Raw genomic sequence first — 12,860 nt, 5'->3', positions numbered from 1 at the left:
GCTTACACTTTCGCGACCGCCATCAGCGGGGATAACGGCATAAGATGCGGCGAGGGCGAGCAGCTACGGCGAAAGATACCGTCAACGACATCGCCTTCAGATAATCTTCCGGCACCGACGCTCCGACACTTGGACAAAAGAAATACGAGGAGTGCCATGCAGGAGCGACAGATAGAAATCAGGCCTTTCGGTCCCGAACATTTGGACGCCGCGGTCCGCCTATCGCAGGAGGCCGGCTGGCCTCATCGCCCGGAGGACTGGAAAGTCGCCCTCGACCTCAGCAAAGGTGTCGTTGCGATCACCGCTGACGACGAGGTCGTCGGTACCACGCTCCTGACACCTTATAAGACCGACTGCGCGACGATCAACATGGTGATCGTGGCTGAAAGCATCCGCGGACGCGGACTGGGCCGCCGTCTCATGGAGGCCGCCTTGGCTCTCGCGGATGATCGACCCCTGCGCCTCACCGCGACTGCCGATGGCCTTCCCCTCTATGAAAAGCTGGGGTTTCGCCAGACCGGCGCCGTCGTTCAACACCAAGGCCTTGTGGCGGCGGTTGCGAAACCGGCAAACACCGAAGCGGCGACCAAGGCCGATATCTCTGCAATTGCAGCTCTCGACCGCGAGGCTTTCGGCGCCGACCGTTCCGCCCTGATTGAGCGATTTGCGGATCTGGGTGAATTCGCGATCATCCGCCGTAACGGCAAGGTCGCCGCCTTCGCCTGCCTTCGGGCCTTCGGCCGAGGCGAGGTCGTGGGGCCGGTTGTCGCCCCAGACATAGAAGACGCGAAATCGCTTCTATCCCACTTCATGAGCCGGAAAACCGGCGTGTTCCTGCGCGTCGACACTGGTGCGGAAACCGGTCTCGGATCGTGGCTCGCCAGCCATTCGCTTATCCATGTCGGTGGCGGCATCACCATGGCAAACCCCGTTATCAAGCGCAGCAATTCCTCGACAGTCACTACTTTCGCCCTCGCCAACCAGGCGCTCGGCTGATCCGGAGAAGACCATGTACAGCAATTCCCTCATCGAGCTCGATCGCGCCCATCTGGTGCATCCGGTCGCCTCCTATCGCGGCCATGAGCAACAAGGTGTGCGCGTGCTTTCATCCGCCAAGGGAGCAACGATCACCGATGCTCAAGGTCGCCAGCTGATCGATGGCTTTGCAGGTCTTTGGTGCGTCAACGCCGGCTACGGTCACGAAACGATCGTGGAGGCGGCAGCTCGCCAGATGCGCGAGCTTCCCTATGCGACAGCCTATTTCGGCCTCGGCAGTGAATCGGCCATCCGTCTTGCCGCCGAGCTCGCCGAGCGTGCCCCCGGCGACCTCAACCACATCTATTTCACGCTGGGTGGCTCGGATGCCATCGACAGTACCGTCCGCTTCATCCGGTACTACTGGTTTGCCCGCGGCCAACCGCAGCGCGATCAGTTCATCTCGATCGAGCAGGGCTATCATGGCTCTTCGACGGTCGGCGCCGGGCTGACCGCCCTCCCCAACTTCCATGCCGGCTTCGGCGTTCCCCTCGACTGGCAGCACAAAATTCCGTCGCCCTATCCTTATCGCAATCCCGTCGGGCAGGATGCGAATGCCATCATCCAAGCGTCTCTCGCGGCACTCAGGGCGAAGATCGACGCGATTGGAGCAAACCGGGTCGCCGCCTTCTACGCCGAACCGATCCAGGGCTCGGGCGGGGTGATCGTCCCGCCGAAGGGATGGATGAAGGCCATGCGGGACCTCTGCAAGGAGCTCGACATTCTCTTCGTCGCAGACGAAGTGATTACCGGCTTCGGCCGGACAGGCCCGCTTTTTGCCTGTTCCGAAGACGAGATCGTTCCCGATTTCATCACCACTGCGAAGGGGCTCACCTCCGGCTACGTTCCGATGGGCGCAGTGTTCATGGCGGATCACGTCTATCAGGTCATTGCCGATGGAGCGGGAGCCTCCGCGGTGGGTCACGGCTACACCTATTCCGCCCATCCCGTCAGCGCGGCCGTCGGGCTGGAAGTCTTGAAACTCTATGAAGGCGGACTGCTCGAAAACGGCAGAAAAGCCGGCGCGCGGCTGATGGCCGGCCTCGAGAGCCTGAGAGATCATCCCCTGGTGGGCGATGTCCGCGGGCGCGGCATGCTGGCTGCGATCGAGCTGGTCGTGGACAAGGCCGCAAAAACGCCGCTGCCGGCGGAGGCCCAACCATCACGCCGGATCTTCGACCGGGCTTGGGAAAACGGCCTCGTGGTCCGCGCCTTCGCCAATGGCGTGCTGGGGTATGCTCCGCCGCTTTGCTGCACGGAAGCCGATATCGACGCGATCATCGAACGAACGGAAAGGACGCTTGATCAGACGCTCGAAGATCCCGACGTCCGCCGGGCGCTCAAGGACTGAACCGGCCGAGGGCTAGGATCGATATACCGCGCGCAGGCGTTTTTCAGAATTTTGTGCCGCATCGTTAGTCCGATTCGGCGCAAACGGCGCGGTCGAAGTGCCAAACTTATCCTTAATGAAGGTCCATCCCGGCAAATTCGGGAGCGTCAGAAAACAAGTGGACCTGGGAACAGCATAATCTTCCGCAAGGCGGCCGCCCGGCGCCGCCAGCAAGCAGACTGGGGTAAGATATGACTAAGTCGCTGGCAGAATTCAAATATATGAGCTTCGACGTTGTCGGAACGCTGATCGACTTCGAAGGCGGCCTGAAAACCTGCCTCAACGAAATTGCAGCCGAAGCGAAGGTGACGATCGATGGCGAGGAGGCGCTGGCGCTCTATCGAACCGCGCGCTACGCCGACGATGCGGATCTGTTTCCCGACGATCTCGTACGTGTCTATCTCGCCATCGCCCCAAAACTCGGTTTGCCGGCCGAAGAGGCCTATGGCCGGCGCCTGCGCGATTCCGCCAGACAATGGAAAGCCTTTCCCGACAGTGCCGAAGCCCTGGCGCAGCTTACCTGCAAATATCGGTTGATCGCCATGACGAACGCCCGTCGCTGGGCCTTCGAACATTTCTCGGCGGAATTGGGGCATCCGTTCCATGCTGCCTTCACCGCCGACGATACCGGCACCGAAAAGCCCGATCCGGCCTTCTTTCATAAGGTCTTCGACTTCGTGGCCGGCGAGAATGCCAGCAAGGACGATATTCTCCACGTAGCGCAGAGCCAGTACCACGATATCGGCGTATCCCGGCAATTGGGGATGACGAATTGCTGGATCCAGCGCCGTCACGCGCAGGCCGGTTACGGCGGCACGATCGAACCGGCCGAATTCACCACGCCGGATTACCACTTCAAATCCATGGCCGAACTTGCCGAAGCCGTGAGGGCGCTGGAGGCGGCCTGACCAGTCGTCATCATAATCGCATGCAATAAAAAGCAGACTGCCAACCAGAAAAAAGGGGAATGACATGAACGACAAGATCATGAACTGGACTGCCTCGGATGACGCGATGGTCGAGAACGCCATTCGTCGAGGCGCCACCCGCCGCGAACTTCTCACCATGCTTCTGGCAGGCGGTGTCGCCATGTCGGCGGGCGGCCTGGTGCTCGGCCGGGCATCGAATGCCGTCGCGGCCACGCCCAAATCCGGCGGCAATCTGAAAGCAGCCGGGTGGTCGTCCTCGACCGCCGATACGCTCGATCCCGCCAAGGCATCGCTGTCGACGGACTATGTGCGCTGTTGCTCGCTCTACAATCGCCTGACCTTCATCGACAAGGCCGGCGTGACGCAGATGGAGCTCGCCGAAAGCATCGAAAGCAAGGACGCCAAGACCTGGACGGTCAAGCTGCGCAAGGGCGTGACATTCCATGACGGCAAGGAGCTGACGGGCGATGATGTCGTCTTCTCGCTCAAACGCCATCTCGATCCCGGTGTCGGCTCGAAAGTCGCCAAGATCGCTGCGCAGATGACCAGCTTCAAGGCTGTCGACAAGTCGACGGTCGAAATCACCCTGGCCGACCCCAATGCCGACCTGCCGACCATTCTCGCCCTGCATCACTTCATGATCGTCGCCAACGGCACGACGGACTTCTCGAAGGGCAATGGCACCGGAGCCTTCGTTCTCGAAACCTTCGACCCGGGCAATCGCTCGGTGGTGGTGAAGAACAAGAACTACTGGAAGTCAGGCCAGCCCTACCTCGACTCGTTTGAGTTCTTTGCGATCGGCGATGACAATGCCCGGGTCAATGCGCTGCTTTCGGGCGACATTCACTACGCCGCTTCGATCAATCCTCGCGCCATGAAGCTGATCGACGGGCAGTCGGGCTTTACGCTGTCGAAAACGACGAGCGGCAATTACACCAATCTGAACATGCGCCTCGACATGACGCCGGGCAACAAGAAGGACTTCATCGATGGCATGAAGTCGCTGGTCAATCGCGAGCAGATCGTCAAGTCGGCCCTGCGCGGCCTTGGCGAAGTTGCCAATGATCAGCCCGTTTCCCCCGCCAATATCTATCACAACAACGATCTGAAGCCGAAGGCCTTCGATCCGGACAAGGCCAAGTTCCATTTCCAGAAGGCCGGCGTGCTCGGACAATCCATTCCGGTAATAGCCTCGGACGCTGCAACCTCGTCGATCGACATGGCAATGATCATCCAGGCGGCCGGCGCAAACATCGGCATGAAGCTCGACGTCCAACGCGTTCCTTCCGATGGTTATTGGGATAATTACTGGCTCAAGGCACCGATCCATTTCGGCAACATCAATCCGCGCCCGACGCCGGACATCCTGTTTTCGCTTCTCTACGCTTCGAATGCACCGTGGAACGAAAGCCAGTACAAGTCGGAAAAGTTCGACAAGATGCTGATCGAAGCCCGCGGCTCGCTCGATCAGGCCAAACGCAAGCAGATCTACGCTGAAATGCAGGTGATGGTCGCTGAAGAAGCCGGCACCATCATCCCGGCTTACATCTCGAATGTGGATGCACTTTCGGGCAAGGTGCACGGATTGGAAGCCAACCCGCTCGGTGGCATGATGGGTTATGCAATGGCGGAGTATCTGTGGCTCGATGCCTAACGGCAGCTGAGCCCCCCGGACGGCGCAAACCCGTCCGGGAACCTCCGTCTCGCGAACGCCGTTCGTGTCGTAGATCGCCGCAGGAGCATCGCCATTGAGATCCGAGGTCTCCAATCTCAACCTAAACCGACTCTTCATCGCGCTCATCACCTTGCTGATCGTGTCATTCGCCGTTTTCTTCGCAACCAGCATGCTGCCGGGAGATACGGCCTCCATCCTGCTCGGCCAGGCGGCGACGCCGGAAGCGGTTGCCGGCCTGCGCAAGGCAATGCACCTCGACGAACCTGCGATCCTGCGGTTCCTGCAATGGCTTCTGGGCCTGATGAGGGGCGATCTCGGAACATCCTACGCAAACAACATGCCCGTTGCGGAACTGATCGGCCGCCGCCTGGTTGCGACGCTGGAGCTTGCCGCCATCACAACGCTCGTCTCGGTCCCGCTTGCGCTCCTACTTGGCATTACTTCGGCCATGCTTCGCGGCTCCTATTACGATCGGATTGTCACGATCATTTCCATCGGCGTCATATCGGTGCCCGAATTCATGGTCGCAACGCTTGCGGTGCTGCTGTTCGCCGTCTATCTGCGCTGGCTGCCGGCACTGTCCTCCATCAGCCAGGTGCATACGGTCTTCGACCTTCTGAAGATCTACGCCATGCCCGTCATCACGCTCACCTTCGTCATCTCAGCCCAGATGATTCGCATGACCAGGGCGGCCCTGATCGAGACGTTGAAGACGCCCTATGTGGAAATGGCCCTGCTCAAGGGCGCCTCGCGCGGCCGCATGGTGTTCAGGCACGCATTGCCCAATGCGCTGGGGCCGATCGTCAACGCGGTCGCGCTGTCGCTCTCCTATCTCGTCGGCGGCGTGATCATCGTCGAGACCATCTTCAACTATCCGGGTATCGCCAAATTGATGGTGGACGCTGTAGCGACCCGCGATCTCCCCCTCATCCAAAGCTGCGCGATGATCTTCTGCGTTGGTTATCTCCTGCTGATCACCATGGCCGATATCGTCGCAATCCTGTCAAATCCGAGGTTGCGATGACCACGAACAGCTTGGCTTCCCGCACCCCTTCCCTTCTCGGCTATAATGTCAGCCTTGTTGGCGTCGTGGCCTTTGCCATAATCCTTGGCTGGACGATCGTCGCATTGTTCGCACCCTACATGCTCCCCTATTCCGTCGGCGATATCGTCGATACCGATTATTTCGGCCCTATAAGCCGGCAATTGTGGCTCGGGTCGGACTATCTCGGCCGCGATATGTTCTCGCGCGTTTTGATGGGCGCGCGCTATACGGTCGGCATTTCATTGGCTGCGGTCGCGCTGTGCTGCTTCTGCGGCGTGACGCTCGGCATGACCGCCGCGGTTGTCGGTGGATGGTTCGACACGATCCTCAGCCGGTTTCTCGATGCTTTGAACTCCATTCCAAGCAAGCTTTTCGGCCTGGTCGTCGTTGCCGCCGTCGGCTCGTCCATTCCGGTGCTGATCATCACACTCGCGGTCATCTACACGCCCGGAGCCTATCGCTTTGCCCGCGCGCTCGCGGTCAATATCAACACGATGGACTTCATCACGGTCGCACGCACCCGCGGTGAGAGGGTCGGCTACATCATCGGCTCGGAAATTCTGCCGAACATTATTCGCCCTGTTCTGGCGGATTTCGGCCTGCGCTTCGTCTTCGTCGTGCTCCTCTTGTCCGGTCTTTCCTTTCTCGGCCTCGGCCTGCAGCCGCCCTATGCCGACTGGGGAGCCCTGGTCCGCGAAAATATCGGCGGGCTGCCCTTTGCGGCCCCGGCCGTACTTGTGCCCTCTTTTGCCATTGCCAGCCTCACCATCAGCGTCAACCTGCTGATCGACAACCTGCCGCGCAGGATCAGAGACAGGAGCGCATGACGATGACCAGCCTCGTTGAAATCAAGAATCTGAAAGTCGAGGCGACGACCGATTCTGGGCGTATCGTCGAGATCATCAAGGGCGTCAGTTTCAATATCGCCAAGGGCGAGATTGTCGCGCTCATCGGCGAAAGCGGCTCGGGCAAGACGACGATCGCGCTGACGCTCATGGGGCATGCGCGCGAGGGCTGTCGCATCTCCGGCGGGGAGATCCAAGTCGATGGGCACGACATGGCCGCCCTTTCCGAAAGCGAGCGTTCGAAGGTCCGCGGTACCACGGTTGCGTATATTCCGCAAAGTGCAGCGGCCGCCTTCAACCCGGCAACGAAGATCATGGAGCAGGTGATCGAGGTCACCCGCATTCACGGGTTGATGCCGCCCGAACAAGCGCGCCGGCGCGCGATCGAGCTCTTCCGAGCGCTGTCGCTGCCGAACCCCGCAACAATCGGCGAACGATATCCGCATCAGGTCTCGGGAGGTCAGCTGCAGCGGTTAGCCGCCGCCATGGCTCTGATCGGCGAGCCCAAGCTCGTCATTTTTGACGAACCGACGACCGCACTCGATGTGACGACGCAGATCGATGTGCTGAAGGCGTTCAAGTCCGTCATCCGTGCCGGCGACATTGCCGGCGTCTATGTTTCACACGATCTGGCCGTCGTCGCCCAGATCGCCGATCGCATCGCCGTGCTCAAGGGCGGCGAAATCCAGGAAATCGCGGAGACGGAGACGATTCTAAGACGGCCGAGCCATCCCTATACGCGCGAGCTGCTGGCGGCGTTCGAGCCGAAACAGGCCATCCGCGACGGCAAAACAGGTGGGACGATTGCATCCGTGCTGAGGATCGACAATCTGGTGGCGGGCTATGGCGATATCCAGACTAATGGCCTACCCGCGGTCTGTGCGGTTCAATCCGTAAGCCTGGAGGTGGAAAAGGGGAGGAATCTCGGCATTATCGGTGAATCCGGATGCGGAAAATCTACGCTGGCGCGCGCAATTGCCGGCATATTGCCGGCCGTATCAGGCACTATCGGCTTCAATGGCAGCGACATGAATCGTGCTGCCAAATTGCGCTCGCGCGATCAATTGCGGGAGATGCAGATCGTCTTTCAATATGCCGACACCGCACTCAATCCGGCAAAGTCTATCGCCGATATTCTCGAGCGGCCCCTGGCCTTCTATCACGGGATGGACCGTAGGGCTCGCGCGGCCAGAGTCGACGAATTGCTTGATATGGTGCGATTGCCGCGCGCGCTTCGCTATCGCTATCCGTCGGAATTGTCAGGCGGACAGAAGCAGCGCGTGAATTTTGCGCGCGCGCTTGCGGCAGAGCCACGGTTGATCATCTGCGATGAAATCACATCCGCGCTTGACACGGTGGTTGCGGCGGCGATTATCGATCTGCTTAAGGAACTGCAGCGGGAGCTGCATCTGTCCTACATCTTCATCAGCCACGATCTGTCGGTGGTCGAAGCGATCTGCGACGAGATCGTTGTGATGTATGGCGGCAAGAAAGTCGAACAGATCACGCGCGAGGCCGCAGATGCACCGCGCCACCCCTATTCCCAGCTGCTGTTCGGGTCCGTTCCCAAGCTCGATCCGACTTGGCTCGACAATCTCGTCCAGGACCCGGAACTCAAGCGCGAGTATGGCCACGGCTAGCCGGAACAGCTCGGAAATACCATTGGACGCTACATGGGAAACAGGCTCGTCAACGGCATGTGCGCCTTGACGATCGGCGACTTGAGCACCACAAAGCTGAAGTACTTATCGATGCCGATATCCAGGTCGGTTAGGCGCTCCATGATCGTCTGATATTCTCCGATCCCAGCCGTCACGAACTTCAGCATATAGTCGTAACCACCCGAAACGAGGTGGCATTCGATGACCTGATCGACCTTCTCCACCGCCGACAGGAAACGGGCGAAGTCGATCTGCCGATGGTTCTTGAGCGTGACTTCAGTGAAGACTGTCAGCGTCTGGCCGAGTTTCCCGATATTGATCTGGGCCGAATATCCCTCGATATAGCCTTCCTGCTGCAGTTTCTTGACCCGCATCAGACAGGGGCTCGGCGACAGGTTGACCAGTTCCGCCAATTCGACATTGGTGATGCGGCCGTTCTTCTGAAGTTCGTACAGGATCTTGACGTCGATACGGTCGAGCTTCATCGGCAGATCTTTCCCATTTAAGGCGGCATTTTATGCTGCGAATTCTCGAAGATCGAGCATAACACCATGGTCCATCTTGTCTATTTCATTCTGCAGGAATCGGACCGGCACAATCAGCCGCTTGGTTCCCCATGAGCAGAATCTTATGCCGCATGGCGCGCTTGTGCGGCAGCTTCATGTCCGATCACTTCGCTATGCTGTCGGCGCGATAGGAGACCCGCATCCATGCCCGCGAAGCTCACCCTTGTTGATAACTCCCCCGAATTGCCGTCCTCTGCCGATGTCGTTGTCATCGGAGCCGGTATAGTCGGCGTTTTTACCGCCTATTATCTGGCAAAGCGGGGCCTCAAAGTCGTTCTCCTCGAAAAGGGTCGCGTCGGCGCCGAGCAGTCCAGCCGCAACTGGGGCTGGTGCAGGCAGCAGAACCGCGACGCACGCGAGCTGCCAGTGGCGACGAAAAGCCTCGAGCTCTGGGACCAATTCACGGCGGAGACAGGAGAGGAAACCGGCTTTCGCCGCTGCGGCCTCTTCTATTTGAGCAATAGTGAGGAAGAGCTTGCCGGATGGGCCCGCTGGCGCGACTTTGCCCGCGGCGTGGGCGTGACCACGCATATGCTGGATAGCGCTCAGGCCAGCGAACGTGGCAAGGCGACCGGCCGCACCTGGAAGGGCGGGGTCTTTTCCCCAACCGATGGCATTGCCGATCCCGCCAACGCCGCCCCGGCGGTCGCTCGCGCCCTGATGAAACTGGGGGGTTGTCTGCGCCAGAATTGTGCGGCGCGCGGCATAGAAACCGAGGGCGGCAAGCTCTCCGCAGTCGTGACCGAAGAAGGCACCATCAAGACCAAGGTTGCCGTCCTGTCGGGCGGCGCCTGGGCTTCGTCCTTCTGCCGTCAGCTTGGCGTTCGCTTTCCGCAGGCGTCGATCCGCTCATCGATCCTTTCCGTCAGCCCCGGCGACGGCGAGCTCCCGGACGCTCTTCATACCGCATATGTTTCCATCACCCGCAGAGGCGACGGCGGCCATACGCTCGCAATCAGCGGGCGTGGCCGGGTCGATCCTACGCCGCAGAACATACGGTTCGGAGCACAGTTTCTGCCGATGTTCGTTCGCCGCTGGCGCGCGCTCTCTCTCGGCGGCTTCGAGGGCTTTCGCAGCGGCCACGAAAGCCTGGCGCACTGGCGTCTGGACCAGCCGACGCCGATGGAGCGGATGCGCATCCTCGATCCGGCCGTCGATAGAGGCACGATTCAGCTTACCTATGACCGCGCGCGCGAATTGCTGCCTGCCATCGCAAACCGCCGCATCACCGCAAGTTGGGCCGGCTACATCGATTCCACCCCTGACGGCGTGCCCGGCATAGGTGAGATCGCATCCATACCGGGCTTCGTGCTGGCGGCCGGTTTCAGCGGCCACGGCTTCGGCATCGGACCGGGTGCCGGCCACCTGATCGCCGATATCGTCACCGCTGTCACGCCGATAGTCGACCCGAAACCCTATCACCCCGACCGCTTCCAGCAATCCTCATGGGGCAAGGTGGCTGACTTCTGAAATGGGCCGTCCGTGCTAGACTTCGCCGGCAACCGAACCAGACAATACGGAATTTCCTGATGCAGGCCCGTCAGCTCGAAGTCTTCTGCATGCTGATGCGAGCCGGGACTGTGACCGGCGCTGCCGCCATGCTCAACATCACGCAGCCGGCGCTAAGCCAGATCCTGCTGCATGCCGAAGACCAGCTGGGGTTCAAACTCTTCAATCGCGTGCGCGGCAAGCTGGTCCCGACGAGAGAGGCTGAAGAACTGTATCCGGAGGCCGAGCGCATCTTTTCCGAGCTCGGAGCGCTGCGGCGCCGAACGACCGACATGCGCTTCGGGCGGACCGGCTTGATCAGGATCGCGGCCACGACACCGCCGGCTATGTCGATCGTACCCAAGGCGCTTCTCGCCTTCAGAACGACCTATCCGGATATCGTCGTCCGCTCGCTGATCGCACCGCTGATCAATGTCGTGGATATGATCCGCAATGGCGATGCCCCGCTCGGCATCGTCATGAACAACATCGCGCGGCCTGGCATCGACGTCGAAACGCTCGGATATGCCGAACTCATCTGCATCGTACCGGAAGGGCACCATCTTGCCGCGCGCGACTGCATCACATTCGCCGATCTTCAGAACGAGACGCTGATTTCCTACCGCGCCGATACCTTCCCCGGCCAGCTGCTTGCCAATGCCGCAGCTTTAGAAAATCAGTCGTTCAATCCCGCGATCGAAATCGATATCTCCATTACCGCCTTGCCCTTTGTCCGCAATGGTTTCGGTGTCGCGATCGTGGATGGTCTGCTGCCGTGGGAGCAGTTTCCCGGCCTCGTGCGCCGGCCGCTGCTGCCGCGAAAGACAGTTCCGATCGCGCTGCTGACCAGCCGGGATCGCCCCTTGACGGGTAGCCACCTTATGATGCGCGACTATTTGCGCCAGGCCTGTGCCGGCGTACCGAAGGATGGCGAAGCCGCGCCGGAGTAAATCGCGTCGGTATAGCCAAAACGAACTTGGTCAGGTCTCGTTTATCCAGGATCCGATCGGCAGCGGACGAACAGGCGCCTGCTCACGCAGGCGACCGACCTCGCAAACCGGGATTCCCGCACGTTCCGCAATCAGTTCGGCGCCGGCGAGCTGACAAAACCGTCCCTGGCATCGTCCCATACCCACGCGCACCACTGACTTCACCCGGTTTGCTTCACCTCCGGCATAGTCGACGCTTCCACGCAGATCGCCGGCGCTGATGCCTTCGCAGCGGCAAACCATCGTTTCATCGGGAACGGATCGGACCATGCCGGCAGGCCAGGGAAAGGCGCGGGCGATTGCGCGAGCAAAGCGTTCGTAGCGGGCGAGCCGCCGGAGATCCCGTGCCGGATTTGGATAAGGCAATCCCATATCGGCAAGGCAGGCGCTCGCGGCAAGCCGTCCGGCAACTTCCGCGCCATCGGCGCCAAGGATCCGCAAGCCATCACCAGCAAGATAGACGCCATCGGCAGCTCGGCCCATTCGATCCGCCCGTGGCAGCCATTGAGCCCAACCCGGATCGTAATCGAAACTGCATTGCGCCAGGCCGGCAAGTTGTGTTTCGGCCCTCAAGTGCCAGCCAATGCCGACCATATCGCATTCGGTATGATGGTCGCGCCCGCCGGCATCCCGCCAGCAAACGGCCGTCGGTCCGGTCTCGTCGCTGACGATATCGGTCAAGGTCACGCCTGCGCGATATATCAGGCCGAGTTTCAGTCGCATTGCGAGGCCCCGCAGGACTACAGCCGGTCTTGCCATCATTCCCGGAAGTGCGAGGATCTGGTTTCGAACGGAAGAGGTATCGAGAACGGCCGCAACATTCGCACCAGCCTTCAGAAGCTGGATCGCAACAAGGGTCAGCAGGGGGCCGGAACCCGCGAGAACGATCCTTCGCCCCAAGGCGACGCCCTGCGCCTTCAGGGCGATCTGCGCAGCTCCGAGGCTATAGACGCCGGGTGCCTGCCAGCCAGGCAGCGGCGCCAGCCGGTCGGTCGCGCCGGTCGCCAGTATCAGCCTGTTATAGGCGAATTCCCTGCGGCCGGCGGGCGTCAGCACCTGCAGCATATTGTCCGCGAGCGCCATCGCTGAACTTTGAGGATGGTATTCGACCTCCCCACGAGCCACCATGCGATCGAAGAGGGAATGAAGGGCAAGGGCTTTGCCAGCCTCCGAACCATAGAGCTGCTGGGCTGACCGCATAAACCCCGCCGGGGGCCGGCTTCTGCCTGATGGGCGC

Annotated in this window: 11 protein-coding genes; 9 read left to right on the top strand and 2 right to left on the bottom strand. The window is 60.7% G+C overall.

Annotation, left to right across the window (positions count from 1 at the left end):
• The first annotated feature begins 156 nt into the window (after positions 1 to 156).
• From AC13QE_RS31030 to AC13QE_RS31000, 7 genes are all read left to right on the top strand, one after another.
• Positions 157 to 996: a GNAT family N-acetyltransferase gene (locus AC13QE_RS31030; protein WP_488486638.1), complete on the top strand. Its 840-nt coding sequence runs from the start codon at positions 157 to 159 to the stop codon at positions 994 to 996.
• A 13-nt stretch (positions 997 to 1,009) separates the two neighbouring features.
• Positions 1,010 to 2,386 (top strand): aminotransferase class III-fold pyridoxal phosphate-dependent enzyme, encoded by a 1,377-nt coding sequence (locus AC13QE_RS31025; protein ID WP_488486637.1) that lies wholly within the window; start codon positions 1,010 to 1,012, stop codon positions 2,384 to 2,386.
• A gap of 230 nt (positions 2,387 to 2,616) precedes the next feature.
• Positions 2,617 to 3,333: an HAD-IA family hydrolase gene (locus AC13QE_RS31020; protein WP_488486636.1), complete on the top strand. Its 717-nt coding sequence runs from the start codon at positions 2,617 to 2,619 to the stop codon at positions 3,331 to 3,333.
• A gap of 64 nt (positions 3,334 to 3,397) precedes the next feature.
• Entirely contained in the window at positions 3,398 to 5,008 is a 1,611-nt protein-coding gene (locus AC13QE_RS31015) for an ABC transporter substrate-binding protein (RefSeq protein ID WP_488486635.1), read from the top strand.
• Positions 5,009 to 5,102: 94 nt separating this feature from the next.
• Entirely contained in the window at positions 5,103 to 6,053 is a 951-nt protein-coding gene (locus AC13QE_RS31010) for an ABC transporter permease (RefSeq protein ID WP_488486634.1), read from the top strand.
• Positions 6,050 to 6,901 (top strand): ABC transporter permease, encoded by an 852-nt coding sequence (locus tag AC13QE_RS31005; protein WP_183711235.1) that lies wholly within the window; start codon positions 6,050 to 6,052, stop codon positions 6,899 to 6,901. Before AC13QE_RS31010 ends, AC13QE_RS31005 begins: the two co-directional genes overlap by 4 nt.
• Before the next feature lie 2 nt (positions 6,902 to 6,903).
• The gene (locus AC13QE_RS31000; protein WP_488486633.1) at positions 6,904 to 8,559 is read left to right on the top strand and encodes an ABC transporter ATP-binding protein; all 1,656 of its coding nucleotides are present in this window, start codon (positions 6,904 to 6,906) and stop codon (positions 8,557 to 8,559) included.
• A 29-nt stretch (positions 8,560 to 8,588) separates the two neighbouring features.
• Here AC13QE_RS31000 and AC13QE_RS30995 read toward each other — a convergent pair whose 3' ends face one another.
• On the bottom strand, positions 8,589 to 9,065 hold the full coding sequence (locus AC13QE_RS30995; protein ID WP_112398821.1) for an Lrp/AsnC family transcriptional regulator: 477 nt from the start codon (positions 9,063 to 9,065) through the stop codon (positions 8,589 to 8,591).
• A gap of 225 nt (positions 9,066 to 9,290) precedes the next feature.
• On the opposite strand from AC13QE_RS30995, the gene AC13QE_RS30990 reads away from it, so the two are divergent.
• Together AC13QE_RS30990 and AC13QE_RS30985 are read left to right on the top strand one after the other, a co-directional pair.
• Positions 9,291 to 10,616, top strand: coding sequence for an NAD(P)/FAD-dependent oxidoreductase (locus tag AC13QE_RS30990; protein WP_488486632.1), 1,326 nt, complete (start codon positions 9,291 to 9,293; stop codon positions 10,614 to 10,616).
• Between the two features lie 59 nt (positions 10,617 to 10,675).
• Positions 10,676 to 11,584 carry a LysR family transcriptional regulator gene (locus AC13QE_RS30985; RefSeq protein WP_488486631.1) on the top strand — a complete coding sequence of 303 codons (909 nt, stop codon included), beginning with the start codon at positions 10,676 to 10,678 and terminating at the stop codon, positions 11,582 to 11,584.
• A gap of 30 nt (positions 11,585 to 11,614) precedes the next feature.
• Here the strand turns inward: AC13QE_RS30985 and AC13QE_RS30980 are convergent.
• Positions 11,615 to 12,860, bottom strand: a 1,246-nt coding sequence (locus tag AC13QE_RS30980) for an FAD/NAD(P)-dependent oxidoreductase (RefSeq protein ID WP_488486630.1), incomplete at its 5' end; no start/stop codon positions are given.

It is taken from the genome of Martinezella sp. CNPSo 3957, from assembly GCF_057784395.1.
The sequence above is the reverse complement of the archived record's forward strand: the minus strand, read 5'-3'. Positions and strand labels throughout refer to the sequence as shown.